We start from the raw sequence: 23,182 nt of genomic DNA, 5'->3' as shown, positions 1-23,182 counted from the left end.
CCCGGGCGGTTTGCGTTTCGCCCCCGGCCGGGCCCCCGCGCCTTGATCCGCGCCCCCCCAGGGTCTAGGTCAGTTGGAACCGCAACCCGGCCCAAATTCGGGGACTTCCATGCACGACCTCACCGATCTTTCCCACGCCCTTCTCGACGCCGCCCGCAAGGCCGGGGCCGAGGCCGCCGACGTGATGGCCCGCCAGGGCACCTCCGTGTCGATCGACATGCGCGGCGGCCAGCTTGAACAGGCCGAGCGCGCCGAAGGGTTCGAGATCGGCCTGCGGGTGCTTCTGGGCCAGCGCCAGGCCTGCGTCTCTGGCTCGGATGCACGGCCCGAGGGGCTGGCGATGATGGCCGAACGCGCCGTCGCCATGGCCCGCGAGGCCCCCGAGGATCCCTGGATCGGCCTGGCCACGCCCGACCAGCTGTCGGCGCGCCGCGATGCCGAGGGGCTGGAGATGTACGACCCCAAGGGTGAGCCCGACCCCGAGGCCCTGAAGGACGCCGCCCTGCGCGCCGAGGCCGCGGCGCTGTCGGTGTCGGGCATCAGCCAGGTCTCGACCGCCTCGGCGGCCTATGGCGAAAGCGACATCCGCCTGGTGGCCAGCAACGGCTTCGAGGGCGGCTATCGCCGCTCGTCCCACTCGCTGGCCTGTGTGGCCATCGCGGGCACCGGCGAGGCGATGGAGCGCGACCACGACAGCGACGGGCGCATCTTCGCGGCCGATCTGCGCGACGCCGCCGAAATCGGCCAGCGCGCCGCCGAGCGGGCCCTGGCCCGTCAGGGCGCCCGGGCGCCCAAGACCGGCGCCTATCCGGTGCTTTACGATGAACGGGTCGCCTCCAGCCTGATCGGCCATCTGATCGGCGCGGTGAACGGCCAGGCGGTGGCGCGCGGCTCGTCCTTCCTGCGCGACGCCCTGGGCGAGGGGGTGCTGCCCGAAGCCCTCACCCTGACCGAAGACCCGCTGCGCCCGCGCGGCGGCCAGTCGCGCCCCTTCGATGCCGAAGGCCTGGCCGTGGCGCCCCGCGACATCATCCGAAACGGCGTGCTGACCGGCTTCACCGTCGATCTGGCCACGGCGCGCAAGCTGGGCGTGGCGCCCACGGGCAATGCCGCGCGCGGCCTCTCGGCCCCGCCCGCCCCCACCACCTGGAACCTGGAACTGACCCCCGGCACGCAGACCCGCGACGAGATGCTGGCCGAGATGGGCACCGGCCTGCTGGTCACCTCGCTGATCGGCTCGACCATCAACCCCAATACCGGCGACTACTCGCGCGGCGCGGCGGGCTTCTGGGTGGAAAACGGCGAGATCACCCACCCGGTCCATGAATGCACCATCGCGGGCAACCTGCGCGACATGCTGGCCCGGCTGCGCCCCGCCAATGACGCCCGCCCCTGGGCCTCGCTGCGGGTGCCGTCGCTGCTGGTCGAAGGGATGACCCTTGCCGGACGCTGAGGCCCGCGCCCGCGCTGCCGCCGATCTGGCGCTGTTGATCGACGCCGCCCGCGAGGTGGGCGAGATCGCCCTGCGCTATGCGGCGCGCGGCGCGCAAAGCTGGGAAAAACCCGATGGCCAGGGCCCGGTGACCGAGGCCGACCTGGCGGTCGATGCGGCGCTCCACGCCACGCTTGGCGCGGCCCGGCCCGATTACGGCTGGCTGTCCGAGGAACGCCCCGACGATCCGGTGCGCCTGCAACACGACCGCGTCTTCATCGTCGATCCGATCGACGGCACCCGCGCCTTCATGAAGGGCGACAGCGCCTGGGCCCATTCCCTGGCGGTGGCCGAGGGGGGCCGGGTCACGGCCGCAGTGGTCTTTCTGCCCGCCATGGGCAAGCTCTATGCCGCCGCCCGGGGCGCGGGCGCGACCCTGGACGGCGCGCCGATCCGCGCCAGTGGCGCCACGGCGCTCAGCGGGGCGCATTTCCTGGCGGCCAAGCCCAACTACGCCCCCGAGAACTGGACCGGCCCGGTGCCCGATGTGGTGCGCCACTACCGCCCCTCGCTGGCCTACCGGCTGTCGCTGGTGGCCGAGGGCCGGTTCGACGCGATGATGACCCTGCGCCCGTCCTGGGAATGGGACATCGCGGCGGGCAGCCTGATCGTGGAAGAGGCCGGCGCCACCACCTGCGACCGGCAGGGCGGGCCGCTGCTCTTCAACCGGCCTCAGCCGCTGCTCGACGGGGTGATCGCCACCTCACCCGCCTTGCAAACCGAAATCCTCTCCCGCCTGGCCCCCGACGCCCCCCGCGCCCCCCTGCCGCCACAGCGCGACTAGGGCCAAGGGCGCTCCCCGCTCCTTGCCGGGTGCGGGTCGCTGGGCACCCCGCCTGCCCCGGCGCGCCCAGCCCCTCTCTTTTCATTGCCAAAAATATCTCGGGGGCTGAGCGGCGTCTCGGAAATCGTCCGGGGGACGATTTCAACCGCGAAGGAGCCCACGAAGGCTCAAGGGGGGCAGAGCCCCCTTTTCCCTTCTATTTGTCGCCATCCGGCGACCGGGGGGGGCAGAGCCCCCACCCGTCCCTACCCCGCCAGCACCCGATCCAGCGCCGCCTCCAGCGGGTCCGCATCCTGCAAGGCCAGCCGCACCGGCAGGGTCAGCACCTTCTGACGGTATTCGGCGGGCAGGCGCACCGCGTCCTTCTCGGTGGTGACCAGCTGCGCCCCATGAGCCGCCGCGTCCCGTTCCAGCCGGGCCAGCAGGGCGGGCGTCAGGGGCTGGTGATCCGACAGGCCCTCGCCATGGATTACCCGGGCGCCAAGGCCGCGCAGGGTGGCAAAGAACTTCTCGGGGTGGCCGATGCCCGCGAAGGCAAAGACCGGCATGTCCTGCCAGTCCATCCCCGTGGGCAAGGGCGCCAACTCGCCGCGCAGATGCGCCAGATGCCCGGGCAGCGGGCCGGGATCGAACTGCGCCTGGGCCTCGGCGGGGCCGATGGACAGTAGCAGGTCGGCGCGCGCCAACCCGGCGGCCACCGGCTCGCGCAGCGGCCCGGCGGGCAGGCAGAGCCCGTTGCCAAAGCCCTTCCAGGCATCCACCACCACCAGCGACAGGGCCTTGGCCAGCGACGGATCCTGGAACCCGTCGTCCATGACGATCACATCGGCCCCGGCGGCCACGGCGGCGCGCGCGCCCGCCACCCGGTCGCGGGCGATCCAGCCCGGCGCGAAGGCGGCCAGAAGCAGCGGCTCATCCCCGGTCTCGGCGGCGGCATGGCGGCGCGGATCGACCTGCACCGGCCCTTCCAGCGTCCCGCCATAACCGCGCGACAGGAAATGCGGGGTCCGGCCCCGGGCCGACAGCCGCATCAGCAGGTCAATGGCGGTCGGCGTCTTGCCGGTGCCCCCGGCGTTCAGGTTGCCGACGCAGATCACCGGCACCCCGGGATCCACCGGCACCCGCCCCGCCAGCCGCCGCGCGGTGGCCGCGCCATAGGCCGCGCCCAGGGGCCGCAGCAGCGTGGCGGCCAGGCCCGGGGGCCGGAACCAGAAGGGGGGAGCCTGCATCAGCCCTGCCTTTCGTCCAGTTGCGTGGTCACCCAGGCGCAGACCCGGTCGGTCATCTCGGCGCCCGCCGTGGCCACATCCCAGGCCGCCGCCGCCATGGTCGCCGCCTGATCCGGCGCCAGCATCCGCGACAGGCCCTGCGCCAGGCTGTCCGCATCGCGAATGAGCCGCGCTGCCCCCGCCTGGGCCAGCTTGGTATAGGCAGGCAGATGATGCGCCACGAAGGGCCCATAGAGCACGGCAGAGCCGAGCGCCGCAGGCTCGAACGGATCATGCCCCTTCATCCCCCGGCGCAGCGACCCGGCCATCAGGGTGACCGGCGACAGCCGATACCACAGCCCCATCTCGCCGCGCGTATCGGCCAGCAGCACCTGGGTATCCTCGCGCGGCATGTCGCCCTCGGACCAGCTGAGGTAGCGCCAGCCCTCGGTCCGCAGCACCTCGGTGAACCCCTCGGCCTCTTCGGGGTCGTCGGGCACCAGCACCAGCAGCAACCGGTGCGCCAGGCGCGAGGCGCGGCGGTGCGCCTCCAGCACCGTGGCCAGTTCCTCGCGGTGCACCATGGCGGCCAGCCAGATGGGCCGCCCGGCCAGTTCGGCGGCCAGTTCATCGCGCGCCTCGTCATTGCAGGGCAGGGCCATGCCCGCCTCCTGCAAGGCGCCGGTGATCTCGATCCGGGCCGGATCGACGCCCAGGCGCTGCAACCGGCGGGCGGCATTGGCGGAACTGGCGCAAAGGGTAGAAAACCGCTCCAGCATCCGCCGCGTCTGGCTGGGGCGCAGGCTGAAGCGCGGCTCGTTGAACCCGTCCTCCTCGGCCTCGGCCAGCATCATGGGCAGACCGGCGCGCCGCGCCTGGGCCAGGAGGGGCGGCCGCAGATCCCCGGTCAGCCAGACCAGCAGATCGGGCTGCCAATGGGTGAAGAAGGCCTGAAGCGAGGGGCTGTCTTCCTCGGGCGCGGGCAGGGTGATCAGGGCCGGATCGTCGATCGGCGGCAGCCGGTCCGCCTCGCCCAGGGTCAGCAGGACCGACAGCCCCTCTTCCTGGGAAATCAGCCGCCGGGCCAGTTCCTCGGCGGACTTGCGCCGCGCCGCGCGCGGGCAATGGATCCACAGCAGCACACCTGCGGGCCGCGGCGGCAGATCCGCCCCGGCCGGGGCGCCCCGACGGGTCAGCGCCCGATAGGCAGCCAGTCCGACCGGGGGCACCATCAGGGATTAATGACCCAGTTCCTCGGTCGGCGAGGCTTCCAGCTCTTCGTCGCGCAGCCGGTGAATATGCGCGATGTAATAGCGCATATGGGCGTTATCGACGGTCTTCTGGGCCTCGGCCTTCCAGGCGTCATAGGCTTCGGCATAAGAGGGGTACATGCCGACGATATGCAGGTCGTTGATGTCCTTGAAGACGTTCTTCGACGGATCGACAAGTTCGCCGCCGAAGACGAGGTGAAGGCGCTGCGCCATGGGCCATTCCTTTCCAGATGCGTCGTAACGTGGTTTGCGCTGATTGTCCGGACGGGTCAAGCCCGCCCGGTACACGAATGCATACAGTTTACCGTGAGCGCCTCTGCGCCCGGGCGGCGCGGCTCAGACCAGCCCTTCGGCCTTGAACAGCGCGGCCAGGTCGGCCTCGGGGCGGGCGCCGTAATGCGAGATCACCTCGGCGGCGGCGACACAGCCCATGCGCCCTGCCGTCGCCAGATCGGCGCCGGTGGCCAGGCCGTACAGGAACCCGGCGGCGAAAAGATCGCCCGCACCGGTGGCATCCACCGGGGTCACCTCCTGCACCGGCACGATGGCCTCTTCCTCGCCGCGCACGATGACCACGTCGTGGCCCGAGCGAGTGCAGACGATCAGCCCCGATTCGGCCGCCGCCGTTTCCAGCGCCGCGCCCAGGTCGTCGGTTTCGTAGAGGGATTTCCACTCGTGCTCATTGCCGATGACATAGTCGAGATCCTTCACCAGGCGCCGGAAATCGGCGCGGTGACGGTCGACGCAGAAGGGATCGGACAGGGCGATCCCCGCCATGCCCCCCGCCGCGCGGGTCAGCCGGGCCGCCGTCTCGAAGGCCTCCTTGCCCTTGGGCTTGTCGTAGAGATAGCCCTCCAGGAACAGGATCGCGGCGTTCTGGCAGACTGCGTCGGGCACATCGTCGGGGCCCACGTCAGAGGAAATGCCCAGATAGGTGTTCATCGAGCGCTCGCCATCGGGCGAGACGAAGATCATCGAGCGCGAGCTGGGCAGCTCGGCCCCGACGAAGGGATCATTGGGAAAATCGGTGCCGCCGTCGCGGGTCTTGGCAGCATATTCGCGGCCCACCTCGTCGTCGCGCACCTTGCCGATAAAGGCGGTCTTCAGGCCCATGTTGGCCACGCCTGCCACGGTATTGGCGACCGATCCGCCGGGGATCTGGCGGCGGTTTTCCATCTCGGCATAAAGCAGTTCGGCCCGGTCCTGCTCGATCAGCTGCATGATGCCCTTCTCGATCCCCATGCGGGACAGGAAGGCATCGTCGCTTTGGCTGATCACATCCATCACGGCATTGCCGATGCCGATCACGTCATACTTGGTCATAGAACCTTTTCCTCGAATTCGCAGAGATCCCGGATGAGGCAGTTACCGCATTTGGGTTTACGGGCCGTGCAGATATAGCGGCCATGCAGGATCATCCAGTGATGCGCGTGCAGCTGGAAATCCACCGGGATGTTGTCCTCGATCGCGCGTTCCACGGCGACGACATCCTTGCCGGGCGCGATGCCCGCGCGGTTGCCCAGCCGGAAGATATGGGTGTCGACCGCCTGCGCCGGAAAGCCCCACCACATGTTCAGCACCACATTGGCGGTCTTGCGGCCCACCCCAGGCAGGGATTGCAGCGCGGCGCGGGAATTGGGCACCTCGCCGCCATAGTCGTCCACCAGGATCTTCGCCATCTTGATGACGTTCTTCGCCTTGTTGCGATACAGGCCGATGGTCTTGATATGCTCGATCAGCCCCTCTTCGCCCAGCTCCAGCATCTTTTGCGGCGTATCGGCGATGGGAAACAGATTGCGGGTGGCCTTGTTCACGCCGGCATCGGTGGCCTGGGCCGACAGGGCGACCGCCACCAGCAGCGTATAGGCGTTGGTGTGATCCAGCTCGCCCTTGGGATGGGGCTCGGCCGCCTGAAAGCGGGCAAAGATCTCGCGCAGGATCGGATAGGGCAATTGGCGGGCCATGGGGCGTTTCTGCCCTGAAATCCCGCCTGCAACAAGCCGTTTAACCCCGGCGAAAGGGGTTCGCGCCAATGTCGGGCGCGGAGGCACGACAATGACCGATTCTCAACACCGCCCGGCCGAGGTCGAGACCGGCACGGCGCCGCTGTCGGGGCTGGGGCCCGGCTGCATGGTCCTGACCCTCGACGGCGAGATGCCGATCGAATGGCTGGCCCCGGGCGACAAGGTGATCACCCGCGACCACGGCGCCCAGCCGGTGCTGCATATCGCACGGCTGCGCCAGGCGCCGGGGGGCGGGCCGCTGCCCGCGCCGCTGACCTTCCACCCCGGCGAACGCGGGCCCCAGGGCGAATTGCTGGAGACCCTGCGCGTCGCGCCGGGCCACCGCGCCCTGCTGCGCCGCCCCGAGATCCGCGCCCAGTTCGGCACCCGAGAGGCGCTGGCCCGGTTCTGCGACATCTCGCGCCGCAACCGCGCCCGCCCCGATCCCAACATGGGCGGGCTCAGCTATCACCAGGTGATCCTGGAACGGCACGAGATCATCTCGGCCGGCTCGCTCTGGGTCGAAAGCGCCGGACCAGAGGTCGCGGCCCAACTGGACCTGCCCCCGGCGGTACGCCGCGCCACCCGGCTGCTGGACCCGGACCATGCCACCGCGCGCCCCTGCCTGTCACGCGACGAGGCGCTGCAACTGCGCCAGCTCTGCCCCGCCGACCTCTCCCTGCTCGACCTGCTGGCCGCCTGATCGCCAGAGGCCGGGACGGGGGCGCAGGCCTCGCCCGGCGCCGCACCGGGCGGAAAAGCCCGCCCGCAGCGACGCCCTGCCGCCTTCGCAAGACGCCGCAGAAAATGCCGCCGCCCCACGTCCGACGCGCCCGGACACCCGGCAAAAGCGGCGCCCGCCCTCACAGGCCCCGCAGGAGCCACCCGCCCCGTGCCGGTGCGCCCGGGCGCCCCCATCCCAGCCCGAGCCGCTCCATGCCCCTACGCCCCAGGCTTCGCGACCCACAGCCCCCGCGAAACACGGCGCAGAATGGCCAAACAGGCCGCGCGCCGCCGCACCGCACATCCCCGCCCGCCCCGCCATCCCGCGCCCCCTTGGCCCCTCTCGCGCCCCGCCCCACCTTTCTCATTGCCAAAAATATCCCGGGGGGAATTGTGCCCGTCAGGGCTCAAGGGGGGCAGAGCCCCCACCCCTTTCTTCGCGTCGCCCCTGGCGACCAACGCAGGCGTCGCCCCTGCCCCGCAATCCGCAGCTTCCGGGTCGCCAGCGCCCCGCGCCGCGCCTATCCTTGCCGCCATGACCCAGCCCGCGCCCCTCTCTGCCGCCCCGCAGCCCCCGGCCTCGCCCCCCGAGGACCGCTATCACTACGCCCTGATCCGCCGTGCGATCGAAGAGATCGGCGCCGCCGAGACGCCGCTTTCGCTGGAGGAGCTGGCCACCCGGATGCGGATGAGCCCGGCGCATTTCCAGCGGGTCTTCTCGACCTGGGCCGGGATCTCGCCCAAGCGCTATCAGCAGTTCCTGGCCCTGGCCCGCGCCCGCCCCCTGCTGGCGGCCCGCGCCACGATGGAGGACAGCGCGGCGGCGGCAGGCCTGTCAGGCACCGGGCGGCTGCATGACCTGGTCCTGCGATGGGAGGCGATGCGCCCCGGCGACCTGGCGCGCGGCGCCGCCGGGATCGACATCGCCTGGGATCTGGTCGCCTCGCCCTTCGGCCCGGCCCTGGTGATGGCAACAGAGCGCGGCATCTGCGGCCTGGCCTTCACCACCGAAACCGGCACCCAGGCGGCCCTGGCCGACCTTTGCGCCCGCTGGCCCGCCGCGCGCTACAGCCGCGACCCGGCTCGGATCGCGCCCCTGGCCCAGGCCGCCTTCGAGGGGGGCGCGGCGCGGCTGCATGTCATGGGCGGCCCCTTCCAGATCAAGGTCTGGGAGGCGCTGCTGGCCATCCCCGAGGGGCGCACCACCAGCTATTCCGCCCTGGCGCAAACCATCGGATCGCCCGGCGCCAGCCGCGCCGTGGGCACCGCCGTGGGCCGCAACCCGATCTCCTGGCTGATTCCCTGCCACCGGGTGCTGCGCAAAGACGGGGCCCTGGGGGGCTATCACTGGGGCGCCGGGGTGAAACAGGCCCTGCTGACCCGCGAGGCCCTGCGCCAGCCCGCCGAGGCAGGTTGACCGCCCCCGCCCCGGTGTGCGGCAATTCCGCAACAGGGAAACTATCCTCTTCGACAGCGGAAACCCGCCTGTCCGCACCGGGTTGTGCATTGGGAGCTTCCGCAAGATCCGCTATGGCGGAAGCATAACGATGGCCCCCGTATGGCCCACCGGAGGAAAGAGACAGACATGACCCTGACCAAGAAATCCATTCTCGCCCTGTCGGGCGCTTCGCTGCTGGCCCTGACCGCCTGCGTCAATCCCGATGACGGCCAGCGCAACACCCGCACCGGCGTGGGCCTGGGCGCCCTGGCCGGTGCCACCGTCGGGGCCATCGTCTCGGAGGACGAAGGCAAGGGCGCGGTGATCGGTGCGGCCCTGGGTGGCCTGGCCGGTGGCGCCTATGGCAACTACCTGGACCGCCAGGAAGCGCAGCTGCGCCAGTCCATGGGCAGCCGCGTCGAGATCGTGAACACCGGCGACCGCCTGATCGTCACCATGCCGCAGGACATCCTGTTCGCCACCGACAGCGCCGCGCTGCGTCCCGACCTGACCGGCGACCTGGCCGACCTGGCCCGTTCGCTGAACGACTACCCGCAGACCTCTGTCCAGGTTCTGGGCCACACCGACAACACCGGTGCCGCCGCCTATAACCAGGACCTGTCGCAGCGCCGCGCCGCCAGCGTCGCCTCGACCCTGATCGGCTACGGCGTGTCCTCGGGCCGCATCCAGGCCATCGGCCGTGGCGAGGATCAGCCCCGCGCCTCGAACCTGACCCCCGAGGGTCGCGCGCAGAACCGCCGCGTCGAGATCATCATCCTGCCGAACGCCCGCTAAGTCAGCGGTCCGGCACGACACCGGCAAAGGCCGCGCCCCCGGGTGCGGCCTTTCGCTTGGTCCGGCCCCCGGGGCACGCTACGGCCCGGTCCTAACGCTTTGATGAGAAATCGCCTCTAAGCTGGGCGCATGTATTGCGTCTTGCTGTCCGTCGGCCCGCCGGGCGAGGATTTTCGCCCCCTGGAAGCCTATGAAGCCGCCGTGCTGCCGGTTCTGGCCGCGCATGGGGGCGAGCGGATGTTCTGCCTGCGCCATCTCGACACCGGGGCAGAGACGCATCTTTACGCCTTCCCCGATGAAGACAGCTACGACCGTTACCTGGCCGACCCGCGCCGCGCGGCCGCCCGCGCGGCCTTCGACCGCGCAGGCATCTCGGCCGTCTTTCACCCGGTGGTCATGCTGTAGCCCCGCCAGGGCGCGCGCTTAGCTGCCGCGATAGGTGCTCATCCCGAAGGGCGAGATCAGCAGCGGCACGTGATAATGCGCCGCCGGATCCGAGATGCCGAAACGGATCGGCACCACGTCCAGGAACCGCGGCTCTTCCGGCGCCGCGCCGCTGGCGTCCAGATAGGCGCCGGCGTGAAACTCCAGCTCGTAGGTGCCGCAGGCGAAATGCGCGGCGGGCAGGATCGGGCTGTCGGTGCGCCCGTCGGCATTGGTCACCATCCGCGCCAGCTCGTCCCGTGTGCCCTCTGCCAGGCGGTACAGAACCACCTCCATCCCCGCCGCCGGAACGCCTCTTGCCGTATCAAGAACATGCGTCGTCAGGTAACCCTCGGCCATTCCGGCCCCCTTTTGCCAAATTCCCCTTGAGCGCCCCAGGGCCCGGCGTCAAAGATGCCCGCGCCCCAGATGCAGACGGAGACAACCACATGAACCGCTATCCGCGCAACATGATCGGCTACGGCCCCACCCCGCCCGATGCCCGCTGGCCGGGCGGTGCCAAGGTCGCGGTCTCTTTCGTGCTGAACTACGAGGAAGGGGGCGAGAACAACATCCTGCACGGTGATCCGGCGTCGGAGGCCTTCCTGTCCGAGGTGATCGGCGCCACGCCGTGGGAGGGCAAGCGCCATTGGAACATGGAATCGGTCTATGAATACGGCGCCCGCGCCGGTTTCTGGCGGATCCATCGGCTGTTCACCGAAAAGGGGATCCCGCTGACCGTCTACGGCGTGACCGATGCCTTGGCGCGCAGCCCGGAACAGGTCTGGGCCATGCAAGAGGCCGGATGGGAGATCGCCAGCCACGGCAAGAAATGGATCGAACACAAGGACATGCCCGAGGCCGAGGAACGCGCGGCCATGCTCGACGCCATCGCCCTGCATGAAGAGGTGACCGGCGAGAAGCCCGAGGGTTGGTACACCGGGCGCTGTTCCATGAACACGGTGAAACTGGCCGCCGAACTGGGGATGAAATGGGTCAGCGACACGATTGACGACGACCTGCCCTATTGGGGCGATTTCGACGGCCACCGCACCCTGGTCATCCCCTACACGATGGACACCAACGACATGCGCTTTGCCGGGCCCGCCACCTTTGGCGGCCAGGAAGAGTTCTTTGAGTACCTCAAGGCCGCCTTTGACGAGCTTTACGCCGAGGGCGAGGCCGGGTCGGCCAAGATGGTCTCGATCGGGATGCACTGCCGCCTGCTGGGCCGTCCGGGCCGCATCGCCGCGCTGCGCAAGTTCATCGACTATGCCCAGTCGAAGGGCGATGTCTGGTTCCCGCGCCGCATCGACATTCACGACCACTGGGCCGCCGAACACCCCCATGTGACCCCCGCCCTGGTGCCCAGCCAGATGGGCAAGGAAGAGTTCCTGCGCCTGTTCGGCAGCATCTACGAGCATTCCCCCTGGGTCGCGGAACGCGCCTGGGAGGGCGAGCTGGGCCCGGTCCACGACCGCGCCAAGGGGCTGTGGAGCGCGCTGGTGCGTGTCTTCCGCACCGCCTCGGACGAGGAACGCCTACAGGTGCTGACCGCCCACCCCGACCTGGCGGGCAAGCTGGCCGATGCCAAGCGGCTGACGGCGGAAAGCGAGGATGAACAGTCCGGCGCGGGCCTGCTGGCGCTGACCGATGAAGAGCGCGCCTTCTTCACCGAGCACAACACGCTCTATACGGAAAAGTTTGGCTTCCCCTTTATTATCTCCGCAAAGGAGAATACCAAGGCCACGATCATGGAGGCGATGACGCGCCGTCTCGCCCATGACCGTACCACCGAATTCAACGCCGCCTGTCGCCAGGTCGAACGCATCGCGTATCACCGTCTGGCGGCCCTGCTACCGGATAGCTGATGACGACAATCGACCGTATCGACCCCAATGTGCCGCTGTTCGTGCGGACCGGAATCAACCTGGCCTCCGAAGGGCTGGGCGCCAAGGCCATCTGGGCCAGCGACGAATTCTTCGCCCCGCTCGAGCGGATGCTGAAGGACGCCCCGGCCGAGTTCTTTCCGGATCTCTACGATGACAACGGCAAGTGGATGGACGGCTGGGAAACCCGCCGCCGCCGCGGGGCCGGTCACGACAGCGCGGTCATCAAGCTGGCCGCCGCCGGGCGCATCCTGGGCTTCGACATCGACACCAGCCACTTTACCGGCAACTACGCCCCCGCCGCGCGGATCGAGGCCTGCACCTGCCTCAACGGCGACCCGACCGATGCCACCCGCTGGGTCGAGATCCTGCCGAACAAGCCGCTGTCGGCCTCGGATCACCACTATTTCCGCTGCGAAAGCTATGAAAGCTGGACCCACCTGCGCCTGCATATCTACCCCGACGGCGGCGTCGCCCGCCTGCGGGTCTATGGCGTGCCGGAACTGGATCCCTCGAACGAGGGCACCGAACAGATCGACCTGGCCTCGGCGCTGAACGGCGGCCGGGTGCTGGCCTTCTCGGATGCCCACTATGGCGATTACAACCGTATCCTGGCCCCGGGCCGGGGCCGCGACATGGGCGACGGCTGGGAAACCCGGCGGCGCCGTGAACCCGGCTACGACTGGATGATCATCGCCCTGGGTGCCCGTGGCACCGTCTCGGGGATCGAGGTGGACACCAAGCACTACAAGGGCAACTACCCCGACGCCTGCCGTATCCAGGCCGCCGACATGTCGAACTTCGGCGACGGGCTGACCGATGCGCTGGTCACCTCCTCGATGTTCTGGGAAGAGCTGCTGCCGCGGCTGAAACTGGGCCCCGACGCGATCCACAACTTCACCGACGAGGTGAAGGACATCGGCCCGGTGACCCATATCCGGCTGAACATCCACCCCGATGGCGGCATCTCGCGCCTGCGCATGTGGGGCAAGCCGGTCTGGCAGGGCAAATGAGCGCCCCGGTGACCTCGATCCGCGCCGTGCCGCTGACGGCGGAGGCCTTCGCGCCCTTCGGCGACGTGCTGGAGGTCACCGACAGCTATGACAAGCTGATCAATGCCGGGATGTGCGAGCGTTACCACGACCGCGCCACCCTGGATTTCGGCCCCGAGGGGCGCGCAGGCATCTCGATCTTCCGCGCCCGGGCCCGCGCCCTGCCCTATGCCTGCGACCTGCTGGAGCGGCACCCCGAGGGCAGCCAGGCCTTCGTGCCGATGACCGCCGCGCCCTGGCTGGTGATCGTCGCCCCCGACGCGGGCGGCGTACCCGGCGCGCCCCAGGCCTTTCTGCCCGAACCGGGCCAGGCGGTGAATTTCCACCGCGGCACCTGGCACGGGGTGCTTACGCCTTTGGCAGAACCGGGCCTTTTCGCGGTGATCGACCGCATCGGCGCCACCCCCAACCTGCAAGAACACTTCCTCGACCGGCCCTTTACTGTCACCTTGTGACATACGCCCCCGTCAAGAGGGGCCCGTGATCACAACAGGGGAAGTGACAATGACCAAGAGTTCCTTGGGCACCGCGGAACAGCTTCGCGACCCGAATTACATGCCGCCGCTTGGCGATGCGGTTCCGCTGGGCATCCAGCACGTCCTGGCGATGTTCGCCTCGAACGTGACGCCCTCGATCATCATCGCAGGCGCGGCGGGCTTCGGCTTCGGCTCGGATCAGGGGGCGCTTGGCTTCCCCGACATGACCTACATGATCCAGATGGCGATGCTGTTCGCGGGCATTGCCACGCTGTTCCAGACCATCGGCGCGGGCCCCATCGGGGCGCGGCTGCCGATCGTGCAGGGCACCTCCTTTGCCTTCCTGCCGGTGATGATCCCGGCGGTCGCCGGGCGCGGCGTCGATGGCATGGCGGCGCTGATGACCGGGGTGGTGATCGGCGGCATGTTCCACTTCTGCATCGGCTTCTTCATCGGGCGGCTGCGCTTTGCCCTGCCGCCGCTGGTCACCGGGCTGATCGTGCTGATGATCGGCCTGGCCCTGCTGAAGACCGGGATCCAGTATGCCGCAGGCGGCGTGCCCCTGGTCGGCAAGCCCGAGTTCGGCACCGCCGCCATGTGGATCCCGGCGCTGGTGGTGATCGTGGTTGCCCTGTCGCTGTCCTTCTTCACCAAGGGCCTTCTGTCCGTGGCCTCGGTGCTGATCGGCATCCTGGCGGGCTATGGCGTGGCGGCCCTGATGGGCCAGGTCAGCTTTGGCAACGTGGGCCGGGCGGCGATCTTCGACCTGCCGATGCCGTTTTCCTGGGGCATGTCCTTTGACCCGGCCATCGTCGTTGGCATGTGCTTTATGGCGATCATCTCGGCCATCGAGACGGTGGGCGACACCTCGGGCATCACCAAGGGCGGCGCGGGCCGCGAGGCGACCGACAAGGAGATCCAGGGCGCGACCTTCGCCGATGGCTTCGGCTCGGCCCTGGCCGGGGTTTTCGGCGGGCTGCCTAACACCTCCTTCAGCCAGAACGTCGGCCTGATCGCCATGACCGGCGTGATGAGCCGCCACGTGGTGACCATCGGCGCGGTCTTCCTGATCCTCTGCGGGCTGATCCCCAAGGTGGGCGCAATCATCAACACGGTGCCGATCAACGTGTTGGGCGGCGGCGTCATCGTGATGTTCGGCATGGTCGCGGCCTCGGGCATCAACATGCTGTCCGATGTGGTCTGGAACCGCCGCAACATGATCATCCTGGCGGTGTCCCTGTCGGTGGGCTTTGGCCTGCAACTGGAGCCCTCGGCGCTGCAACACCTGCCGCGCACCTTGCAGATCCTGCTGACCTCGGGCCTGCTGCCCGCCGCCGGCCTGTCGATCCTGCTGAACCTGGTGCTGCCCGAGGAAACCCCGGAAGAGCACGCCGAGGCGGAGGCCGAAGCCGAAGCGCACAAGTCCGACGCCGCCTGAGCGGCGGACCTTCGGAAATGAAAAAGGCGCGCCCCAGGGGGCGCGCCTTTGCCTTCGGCGAGAGTATTTAGAGCCAAAAAATAATCACAGGCGCTCGATCGCAAGGGCAATGCCCTGACCGCCGCCAATGCACATGGTGATCAGCGCCTTGGATCCGCCGATCCGCTCCAGCTCATACAGCGCCTTGACGGTGATGATCGCGCCGGTGGCGCCCACCGGGTGGCCCAGGGCGATGGCGCCGCCATTGGGGTTCACCTTGGCAGTGTCCAGACCCAGGGCGCGGTTCACCGCGATGGCCTGGGCGGCGAAGGCCTCGTTCGATTCGATCACGTCGAAGTCCGCCGCCTTCAGCCCGGTCTTGGCCAGCAGCTTTTCCACCGCCGGGATCGGGCCCACGCCCATCACCTCGGGGCGCACCCCCGCATGGGCATAGCCCAGGATCCGCGCGCGCGGCTTCAGACCGGCGGCCTCGGCGGCCGAGGCGCGGGCCAGCACCAGCGCCCCCGCCCCGTCGTTCAGGCCCGAGGCATTGCCCGCCGTCACCGTGCCGTTCTTCTGGAAGGCGGGGCGCAGACCGGCCAGAACCTCGGCGGTGGTGCCGGGCTTGGCGTGTTCGTCGGTCGCAAACTCGACCTCTTGCCGCTTCACCTTCACCGGCACCGGCACGATCTGCTCGGCGAAATAGCCCGCCTCGATGGCCGCGCCCGCGCGGCGCTGGCTTTCCAGGGCAAAGGCGTCCTGATCCTCGCGGGTGATCGTGGTCTCGGCCGCCACGTTCTCGGCGGTGACGCCCATATGGCCGGTGCCGAAGGGACAGTTCAGCGCCCCCAGCATCATGTCCAGCGTCTTCACGTCGCCCATCTTGGTGCCCCAGCGTTGCCCCTGGATGATATAGGGCGAGCGCGACATGTTCTCGGCCCCGCCCGCGACGGCGAAATCGGCATCGCCCAGCATCAGCGACTGCGCGGCGGACACGATGGCCTGGGCGCCAGAGCCACAGAGGCGGTTCACGTTCATCGCCGGCGTCGTGTCGGGGATGCCTGCCTGCATGGCGGCGACGCGGCTGACGTACATGTCGCGCGGCTCGGTGTTGATCACATGGCCAAAGACGACATGGCCGATCTGGGCGCCCTCGACGCCCGCGCGCTCCAGCGCGGCCTTGGTGACGATGGTGCCCAGCTCGATGGGGCTGACACCGGCCAGGCTGCCGCCGAAGGTGCCGATGGCGGTGCGCGCACCGCTAAGAATGACGATATCGTCCATGAGATCCTCCCGAACGTGATTTCGCGCAGACCCTACCACCGCGCTGCCCCTTGGCGACAGTGACGGTGCGTTATTCCGTGCCGGGCAGCAGCGGCGCGCGCCCCGCCTCGCTCAGCACGAAGGCCCGGGGGCCCTCGAAGGCCACGGCGGACAGGAAGCGCGGCGTGCCGCTGGCCCCGGCGCCGGTGTCGATGTCGATGCGGTTGCCGAAATGGCTGACCTGATCGACGATCGTATGGCCATGAACGATCAGCCAGGGATGCGGGCCGGTCTCGGCATAGAACTCGTCGCGGATCCAGATCAGATCCTGCTCGTCCTGCCGGGCCAGGGGGATCCCGGGGCGGATCCCGGCATGGATAAACAGCAGATCGTCCCGCTCGGCCCACAGCGGCATGGCGTCGATGAACTCGGTATGCGCCTGCGGCACCTTCTCGCGCGCCTCGGCGAACAGATCGGCGGGCGACCGCTCGGGCCCGGTCGCCACACCATAGCTTTCCAGCGTGGCACATCCGCCCAGGGCGAAATGCGTCCAGGGCGCGCCCGACCGGATGCGGTCGTCATGCAGCTCGCCATTGGCCAGGAAGCGGCGGAACATCGTGTCGTGATTGCCCCGGATCACGGTCCAGCGCCGCCCCTCGGCCTGGCCTGCGATCAGCCGGTCGATCACGGCGCGGGCCTCGGGGCCCCGGTCCACCAGATCGCCGGTAAAGATCACCTCGTCCGGCCCGCCCGGCCCGTCCTGGGCGCCATCGGCGGCGATCCGGGCCAGGGCGCCCTCCAACATGCCGATCTGTCCGTGAATGTCGCCAATGGCATAGATGGTCATGGCACCCTCGTTTCTGCGTTGCGGCAAAAGGAGCATCTTTGCCCGCCAATGACCAGCGCCCGGCTGACACATTTTCATGACAGGCCCTGGCCCCGCGCGGTCCGGACCCGGCGCGCAACCCTCCCGACAGGCGCCCCGCCCCCTCTTCTCGTTTGCCAGAAATATCCCGGGGGGAATTGAGCCCGCGAGGGCTCAAGGGGGGCAGAGCCCCCACCCCTGCGACGCCCATAATGAAGAAGGGCCGCACCCTGCGGCGCGGCCCTTCCCAGAAGATCATCCCAGCGGGATCAGACCGCAAATTCCAGCGGGCGGATCTGCTGGAACAGGCCGGTTTCGCGCAGCGCCTTCACCGTCTCGGGCTTCACCTTCTCGTCGAGATAGAGCAGCGCGATCGCCTGGGCGCCCGTGGCCGTCCGGCCCAGGGTGAAGTTGGCGATGTTCTGGCCGTTCTCGCCCAGGGTGGTCCCCAGGGTGCCGATGACGCCCGGCACGTCCTCGTTGGTGGTGTAGAGCATGTGCTCGCCCACCTCGGCGTCGATGTTGATGCCCTTGATCTGGATGAAGCGCGGCTTGCCATCCGAGAAGACCGTGCCCGCGCAGGAGCGTTCGCGCTCGGGCGTCACGATGGTCACCTTCACGTAGCCGTCGAAGGTGCCGCCCTTGGCCTGGCTGGTGGTCGAGATCTGGATGCCACGTTCCTGCGCCACGACCGGGGCCGAGACCAGGTTCACGTCGGGGTTGGCCTTCTTCAGGATCCCGGCGATCACCGAGCAGTTCAGCGCCTTCAGGTTCATCTCCGAGGCGACACCATCATAAAGGATGTTGATCGCCTTGATCGGCTCGTCGGTCAGCTGGCCGATGAAGTTGCCGATATGGCCGGCAAGGTCGACCCAGGGGCCCATCACCTTGGCTTCCTCGGCGGTCATCGAGGGCATGTTCAGCGCGTTTTCCACGGCGCCGTCCAGCAGGTAGTTGGACATCTGCTCCGCCACTTGCAGGGCGACGTTTTCCTGTGCCTCGGTGGTGGCAGCGCCCAGGTGCGGGGTGCAGACCACGTTGGGCAGGTTGAACAGCGGGTTCTCGGTGGCGGGCTCTTCCTTGAACACGTCGAAGGCGGCGCCTGCCACATGGCCGGATTTCAGCAGCTCGGCCAGGGCCTCTTCATCCACCAGGCCGCCACGGGCACAGTTGATGATGCGCACGCCCTTCTTGGTCTTGGCCAGGTTCTCGGCCGACAGGATATTGGCGGTCTGCTCGGTGTAGGGCACGTGCAGGGTGATGAAATCGGCGCGCTCCAGCAGCTCGTCCAGCTCGACCTTCTCGACGCCCATCTTGGTGGCCTTTTCCTCGCCCAGGAAGGGATCGTAGGCGACGACCTTCATCTTCAGGCCCAGGGCACGGTTGCAGACGATGCCGCCGATGTTGCCCGCGCCGATCACGCCCAGGGTCTTGCCGGTCAGCTCGACCCCCATGAACTTCGACTTCTCCCACTTGCCCGCATGGGTCGAGGCGCTGGCCTCGGGGATCTGGCGGGCCACGGCGAACATCATCGCGATGGCATGTTCGGCGGTCGTGATCATGTTGCCGAAGGGGGTGTTCATCACGATGACACCCTTTTTCGACGCGGCTTCCTTGTCGATGTTGTCGGTGCCGATGCCGGCGCGGCCGATCACCTTCAGGTTGGTGGCGTTTTCCAGGATCTTCTCGGTCACCTTGGTGGCCGAACGGATGGCCAGGCCATCATATTGGCCGATCACCTCGGCCAGCTTGTCCTTGTCCTTGCCCAGGTCGGGCTGGAAATCCACGTCGATGCCGCGGTCCTTGAAGATCTGCACGGCGGCGGCGGAGAGTTTGTCGGAAATTAGAACTTTGGGGGCCATGTCAGGCGCTCCTTCGATGCAATGGGGGCGTTGGCAGGCGGGGATCTCCCCGCCCGACCGGTCAGCTCGGCCAGGGGGCGGGGGTTTCCCCGCCGCCTCCGGCACCATTCGTCGGGTTTATGCCTGCTCTGCGATGCAGGCCTCGAAGGCCCACTTCAGCCACAGGGTCAGCGCCTCGAGATCCGAGGCCTCGACCGTGGCGCCGCACCAGATCCGCAGACCGGCGGGGGCGTCGCGATAGGCACCCACGTCATAGGCCGCGTTGTAGTCTTCCAGCTTCTTGGCCACCGCCTTGGCGAAGGCCGCCGGATCCTTGATGCGATCGTCGGTGAACTTCAGGCAGACAGAGGTGTTCGAGCGCGTCGCGTCATCCACGGCCAGGTTGGCGATCCAGTCATGCCGGTCGCAGAAGTCCCACAGGATCTTGGCGTTGGTATCGGCGCGTTTCATCAGCCCTTCCAGGCCGCCAACCTTTTTCGCCCAGTCCAGCGCAACGAGGTAATCTTCGACCGCCAGCATCGAGGGGGTGTTGATCGTCGCCCCTTCGAAGATGCCGTCGATCAGCTTGCCGCCCTTGGTCATGCGGAAGATCTTCGGCAGCGGCCAGGCGGGGGTGTAGGTTTCCAGACGCTCGACGGCGCGCGGGCTCAGCACGATCATGCCGTGGGCCGCTTCGCCGCCCATCACCTTCTGCCAGGAGAAGGTGGTCACATCCAGCTTGTCCCAGGGCAGATCCTGGGCGAAGGCGGCAGAGGTGGCGTCGCAGATGGTCAGACCGGCGCGGTCGGCGGGGATCGCGTCGCCATTGGGCAGGCGCACGCCCGAGGTGGTGCCGTTCCAGGTGAAGACCACATCGGTGTCAAAATCGACGGTGGCGAAATCGACGATCTCGCCATAGCCCGCTTCCTTGACCTCGGCGTCGATCTTCAGCTGCTTGACCACATCGCTCACCCAGCCAGAGCCGAAGCTTTCCCAGGCCACCATGGTGGCCTTGCGGGCGCCCAGCATCGACCACATCGCCATTTCAACGGCGCCGGTGTCGGAGGCGGGAACGATGCCGATCTTGTATTCGGCCGGAATGCCCAGGATCTCGCGCGTGGTCTCGATGGCGGCCTTCAGCTTGGCCTTGCCGACCTTGGCACGGTGCGAGCGGCCGAGCGGAGCGTCGGCGAGCATGTCCAGATTGTAATGGGGGATCTTGGCGCAGGGGCCAGAGGAGAAACGCGGATTTGCCGGCCGCGCGGCCGGATGCTTGTCAGTCATAATGACTTAACCTTCCAGATAAGCGCCCCTCGTTGGGGAGGGGTGTCCCGCCGACGCGTATAGGGGCGATTCGGAAGCCGCGCAATCGCCCAGATGCCGCATCCGGGCCGCGACGCGTCGCTTTCTGGGTAAAATGCGCCGGGCGTGACGCCTATCGGAAACCTGCCCCGCCGCAGGGGGCCGCGCCGAGGGGGGCCGCCCCCTCGGCGCGGGCCAGGTCAGTCCTGATCGGCCAGCTTTTCGCGCAGCTCTGTCTTCAACACCTTGCCATAGTTGTTCTTCGGCAGCTCCGGCAGGAAGACATAGCGTTTCGGCTTCTTGAAGCGGGCGATCTGCGCGGTGCAGGTGGCGTCCAGCTGGGCGGGCTCGGGGGCGGTGTCGCCCGCGGGCACGACGACCGCCACGACGATCTCGCCCCAGTCGGGATCGGGCAGACCGATCACCGAGACCTCGGCCACCTGCGGATGGGTCAGCAGCACCTCTTCGACCTCGCGCGGGTAGATGTTGGACCCGCCCGAGATCACCAGATCCTTGGCCCGGTCATGCAGGTACAGATAGCCCTGCGCATCCATCTGGCCCAGATCGCCGGTCATCAGCCAGCCGTCACGCAGCGAGGCGGCGTTGGCGTCTGGGTTGTCCAGATAGCCCTGCATCACCTGCGGGCCGCGCACCGCGATCTCGCCCACCTCGCCCGGGGGCAGCGGCGCACCGTCGGGGCCCAGGATGCGCAGTTCGGCCACCGCATGGGCGCGCCCGACCGAGGCCAGCCGCCCCTCCCACCCCGGGGCGTCGCGGTTAGCGATGTCGGCGCGGCTCAGGGCGGTGATGGTCATCGGCGCCTCGCCCTGGCCGTAGATCTGCACGAACTTCGGCCCCATGACCGCCAGCGCCTCCTTGATGTCGGCCACGTACATGGGGCCGCCGCCATAGACGATGGTCTTGATCCCCTCGCCGCTGCCGCCGCCCGCCCGGGCGTGATCCACCATACGCTTCACCATGGTCGGCGCGGCGAACATCGAGATGTTGCCCAGGGTCCGCGCCATGGCAAAGATCTCGGCCGGGTCGAAGCCGCCGCTTTCGGGCACCACATGGCGCGCGCCGCGCAGGACGTGGACGAAGTTGTAGAGCCCCGCCCCATGCGACAGCGGCGCGGCGTAAAGCGCGGCATCGCCCGGCGCCACCTCGTCCACATCGGCGAAATAGCTCAGCGACATGGCCAGCAGGTTCCCGCAGCTGAGGATCGCCCCCTTGGGCCGCCCGGTGGTGCCCGAGGTGTAGAAAAGCCAGGCCGGATCCTCGGCCCGCAGGGGCGCGGGCGCCGCCAGCGGCGGGGTGGCGCGCAGGGCGGCCATCTCGGCCTCGCCCGGCGCCAGGCAGGGCACGCCGTCGATATCGCCGGTGGCACGCAGGGCCTGGGGATCCTTGGCAAAGACCAGCCGGGCGCCGGAATGGGTGACGATCCAGGCGGCCTCCTTGGCGTGCAGCTTGCCGTTCACCGGGACCGCCGTCGCCCCCGCGTAAAGGATGCCATAGAAAATCGGCAGGTAGTCAATCGAGTTGGGCAGGAACAGTGCCACCCGGTCGCCGGGGCCGATGCCCCGCGCCACCAGTCCTGCGCCGATCGCCGCCGCATCCCGGGCGAAGGCGCCGTAATCGGCCACCTGCCGGTCGCCCAGGAACAGCGCCGGGGCCTCTGGGGTCAGGGACGCCGTGCGCGCCAGCCATTCCGCCGGGTTCATCGCACCGCCTCCAGGATGGAACAATAGTTGGCCACGCCGGACCCGCCCATGTTGAAGACCAGCCCCAGATCGGCGCGGTCGGCCTGCATCTGATCCGCCGTGCCGGTGACCTGGCGCGCGGCCATCACATGCATCGACACGCCGGTGGCCCCCACCGGGTGGCCCTTGGCCTTCAGCCCGCCCGACAGGTTCACCGGCAGCCGCCCGCCGGGCATCACCGTGCCCTCGGCGACGGCCCGCGCGCCCTGCCCTTTGGGCGTCAGACCCATGGCCTCGTAGATCATCAGCTCGGCGATGGTGAAACAGTCGTGCACCTCGGCGAAACCGATGTCGTCCAGACCCACCCCGGCCTGCTCGAAGGTGCGCTGGAACGCCACGCGGGGGCCGGTCAGCTCTGTCATGTCGCGGCGCGACATGGGCAGCAGGTCATTCACCTGCGCCGCCGCGCGGAAGGTGACGGCGCGGGGGAACTCTCCGGCCAGCTCGGGCGCCACGATGACCAGCGCGGCGGCCCCGTCGGTGATCAGCGAGCAATCGGTCATCCGCAGCGGGGCGGCGATCATCGGGTTCTTCTCGGACACCGTGTTGCAGAACTCTTGCGTCACCGCTTTCTGCATATGCGCCAGGGGGTTAGCCATGGCGTTGGCGTGGTTCTTCACCGCGATTCGCGCCAGCACCTCGGACTGGTCGCCATAGCGCTGGAAATACTGCGCCGCGATGCGGGCGAAGATCTGCGGGAAGGACACCCCCGCCTCTTCCTTCTGATAGGACGCCCCGGCCAGCGCCTTGGTCACCCCGGCGGTGTCCAGATCGGTCATCTTCTCGACCCCGACCACCAGGGCGATCTTGGCCTCGCCCGCGCGGATGGCGTTCAGCGCCGACCAGATCGCGGCCGAGCCCGAGGCGCAGGCGTTCTCGCAGCGCGTCGCGGGGGTGAACCGCATCGCCTCATCCAGCCCCAGCACCAGCGACGACGGAAAGCCGTCGGGCACCATGCCCGAATTGAAATGCCCCAGCCAGACGCCGTCGACATCGCCGGGCGCCACGCCCGCGTGATCCAGTGCCTCGCGCGCGGCGGCCTGGATCAGATCCTCCAGCCCCTGATCCTTCAGCGCGCCGAATTTGGTGTGGCCCCAGCCGGTAATACATGGTTGCATGTGATCCTCCCTTTGGCGCCGGATCCTATCCCCGCCGCCGCGCGCGGGTAGTCCGCAAAGTT

Annotated in this window: 22 protein-coding genes; 10 read left to right on the top strand and 12 right to left on the bottom strand. The window is 68.8% G+C overall.

Features of this window, described 5'->3' with window-relative positions; translation table 11 throughout:
- Nucleotides 1-109: 109 nt before the first annotated feature.
- Both ACRARE_RS06665 and ACRARE_RS06660 read left to right on the top strand, forming a co-directional pair.
- On the top strand, nt 110-1,453 hold the full coding sequence (locus ACRARE_RS06665) for a TldD/PmbA family protein (protein WP_432655628.1): 1,344 nt from the start codon (nt 110-112) through the stop codon (nt 1,451-1,453).
- Nucleotides 1,440-2,276, top strand: coding sequence for a 3'(2'),5'-bisphosphate nucleotidase CysQ (locus ACRARE_RS06660; protein ID WP_432655627.1), 837 nt, complete (start codon nt 1,440-1,442; stop codon nt 2,274-2,276). Before ACRARE_RS06665 ends, ACRARE_RS06660 begins: the two co-directional genes overlap by 14 nt.
- 245 nt (nt 2,277-2,521) lie before the next feature.
- Here the strand turns inward: ACRARE_RS06660 and lpxK are convergent, their stop codons facing one another.
- The 5 genes from lpxK to nth form a co-directional block, all read right to left on the bottom strand.
- Nucleotides 2,522-3,505 (bottom strand): tetraacyldisaccharide 4'-kinase, encoded by a 984-nt coding sequence (gene lpxK / locus ACRARE_RS06655; RefSeq protein WP_432655626.1) that lies wholly within the window; start codon nt 3,503-3,505, stop codon nt 2,522-2,524.
- Nucleotides 3,505-4,716 (bottom strand): 3-deoxy-D-manno-octulosonic acid transferase, encoded by a 1,212-nt coding sequence (locus tag ACRARE_RS06650; RefSeq protein WP_432655625.1) that lies wholly within the window; start codon nt 4,714-4,716, stop codon nt 3,505-3,507. The genes lpxK and ACRARE_RS06650 overlap by 1 nt, the downstream gene beginning before the upstream one ends.
- Nucleotides 4,717-4,722: 6 nt before the next feature.
- Complete coding sequence (locus ACRARE_RS06645; RefSeq protein ID WP_432655624.1) at nt 4,723-4,968, bottom strand: DUF4170 domain-containing protein; 246 nt, start codon at nt 4,966-4,968, stop codon at nt 4,723-4,725.
- A gap of 123 nt (nt 4,969-5,091) precedes the next feature.
- Nucleotides 5,092-6,078 (bottom strand): adenosine kinase, encoded by a 987-nt coding sequence (locus ACRARE_RS06640; RefSeq protein WP_432655623.1) that lies wholly within the window; start codon nt 6,076-6,078, stop codon nt 5,092-5,094.
- The gene (gene nth / locus ACRARE_RS06635; RefSeq protein WP_432655622.1) at nt 6,075-6,719 is read right to left on the bottom strand and encodes an endonuclease III; all 645 of its coding nucleotides are present in this window, start codon (nt 6,717-6,719) and stop codon (nt 6,075-6,077) included. Before nth ends, ACRARE_RS06640 begins: the two co-directional genes overlap by 4 nt.
- A 91-nt stretch (nt 6,720-6,810) precedes the next feature.
- On the opposite strand from nth, the gene ACRARE_RS06630 reads away from it, so the two are divergent.
- From ACRARE_RS06630 to ACRARE_RS06615, 4 genes are all read left to right on the top strand, one after another.
- Nucleotides 6,811-7,461 carry a Hint domain-containing protein gene (locus ACRARE_RS06630; RefSeq protein WP_432655621.1) on the top strand — a complete coding sequence of 217 codons (651 nt, stop codon included), beginning with the start codon at nt 6,811-6,813 and terminating at the stop codon, nt 7,459-7,461.
- 555 nt (nt 7,462-8,016) lie between these two features.
- The gene (locus ACRARE_RS06625) at nt 8,017-8,898 is read left to right on the top strand and encodes a methylated-DNA--[protein]-cysteine S-methyltransferase (RefSeq protein ID WP_432655620.1); all 882 of its coding nucleotides are present in this window, start codon (nt 8,017-8,019) and stop codon (nt 8,896-8,898) included.
- Nucleotides 8,899-9,066: 168 nt separating this feature from the next.
- The gene (locus ACRARE_RS06620; protein WP_432655619.1) at nt 9,067-9,714 is read left to right on the top strand and encodes a YiaD family glycine zipper/OmpA-like lipoprotein; all 648 of its coding nucleotides are present in this window, start codon (nt 9,067-9,069) and stop codon (nt 9,712-9,714) included.
- Nucleotides 9,715-9,843: 129 nt separating this feature from the next.
- A complete protein-coding gene (locus tag ACRARE_RS06615; RefSeq protein WP_432655618.1) occupies nt 9,844-10,119 on the top strand; it encodes a hypothetical protein in 276 nt (91 codons plus the stop codon).
- Between the two features lie 18 nt (nt 10,120-10,137).
- On the opposite strand, the gene uraH is transcribed toward ACRARE_RS06615, so the two are convergent.
- Entirely contained in the window at nt 10,138-10,497 is a 360-nt protein-coding gene (uraH, locus tag ACRARE_RS06610) for a hydroxyisourate hydrolase (RefSeq protein ID WP_432655617.1), read from the bottom strand.
- A gap of 89 nt (nt 10,498-10,586) precedes the next feature.
- On the opposite strand from uraH, the gene puuE reads away from it, so the two are divergent.
- From puuE to ACRARE_RS06590, 4 genes are read left to right on the top strand one after another with little or no spacing between them, the layout of a single operon-like run.
- Complete coding sequence (gene puuE / locus ACRARE_RS06605) at nt 10,587-12,008, top strand: allantoinase PuuE (RefSeq protein ID WP_432655616.1); 1,422 nt, start codon at nt 10,587-10,589, stop codon at nt 12,006-12,008.
- Entirely contained in the window at nt 12,008-13,039 is a 1,032-nt protein-coding gene (alc, locus tag ACRARE_RS06600) for an allantoicase (protein ID WP_432655615.1), read from the top strand. The genes puuE and alc overlap by 1 nt, the downstream gene beginning before the upstream one ends.
- Nucleotides 13,036-13,533 (top strand): ureidoglycolate lyase, encoded by a 498-nt coding sequence (locus tag ACRARE_RS06595; protein ID WP_432655614.1) that lies wholly within the window; start codon nt 13,036-13,038, stop codon nt 13,531-13,533. The genes alc and ACRARE_RS06595 overlap by 4 nt, the downstream gene beginning before the upstream one ends.
- Before the next feature lie 49 nt (nt 13,534-13,582).
- Nucleotides 13,583-14,992 (top strand): uracil-xanthine permease family protein, encoded by a 1,410-nt coding sequence (locus ACRARE_RS06590; RefSeq protein ID WP_432655613.1) that lies wholly within the window; start codon nt 13,583-13,585, stop codon nt 14,990-14,992.
- 84 nt (nt 14,993-15,076) lie between these two features.
- Here the strand turns inward: ACRARE_RS06590 and ACRARE_RS06585 are convergent, their stop codons facing one another.
- From ACRARE_RS06585 to ACRARE_RS06560, 6 genes are all read right to left on the bottom strand, one after another.
- Entirely contained in the window at nt 15,077-16,255 is a 1,179-nt protein-coding gene (locus ACRARE_RS06585) for an acetyl-CoA C-acyltransferase family protein (RefSeq protein WP_432655612.1), read from the bottom strand.
- 70 nt (nt 16,256-16,325) lie between these two features.
- Nucleotides 16,326-17,081 carry a metallophosphoesterase family protein gene (locus ACRARE_RS06580; RefSeq protein ID WP_432655611.1) on the bottom strand — a complete coding sequence of 252 codons (756 nt, stop codon included), beginning with the start codon at nt 17,079-17,081 and terminating at the stop codon, nt 16,326-16,328.
- 287 nt (nt 17,082-17,368) lie between these two features.
- Nucleotides 17,369-18,961, bottom strand: coding sequence for a phosphoglycerate dehydrogenase (gene serA, locus ACRARE_RS06575; RefSeq protein ID WP_432655610.1), 1,593 nt, complete (start codon nt 18,959-18,961; stop codon nt 17,369-17,371).
- 117 nt (nt 18,962-19,078) lie between these two features.
- Nucleotides 19,079-20,224: a phosphoserine transaminase gene (locus ACRARE_RS06570; RefSeq protein ID WP_432655609.1), complete on the bottom strand. Its 1,146-nt coding sequence runs from the start codon at nt 20,222-20,224 to the stop codon at nt 19,079-19,081.
- A gap of 218 nt (nt 20,225-20,442) precedes the next feature.
- Nucleotides 20,443-21,963, bottom strand: coding sequence for an AMP-binding protein (locus tag ACRARE_RS06565; protein WP_432655608.1), 1,521 nt, complete (start codon nt 21,961-21,963; stop codon nt 20,443-20,445).
- Nucleotides 21,960-23,120, bottom strand: coding sequence for an acetyl-CoA acetyltransferase (locus tag ACRARE_RS06560; RefSeq protein ID WP_432655607.1), 1,161 nt, complete (start codon nt 23,118-23,120; stop codon nt 21,960-21,962). The genes ACRARE_RS06565 and ACRARE_RS06560 overlap by 4 nt, the downstream gene beginning before the upstream one ends.
- Nucleotides 23,121-23,182 lie beyond the last annotated feature (62 nt).

This window comes from Pseudooceanicola aquaeponti (genome assembly GCF_050897975.1).
In the GTDB taxonomy this organism is placed as follows: domain Bacteria; phylum Pseudomonadota; class Alphaproteobacteria; order Rhodobacterales; family Rhodobacteraceae; genus Pseudooceanicola.
This window is presented reverse-complemented; position numbering and strand designations above follow the sequence as displayed.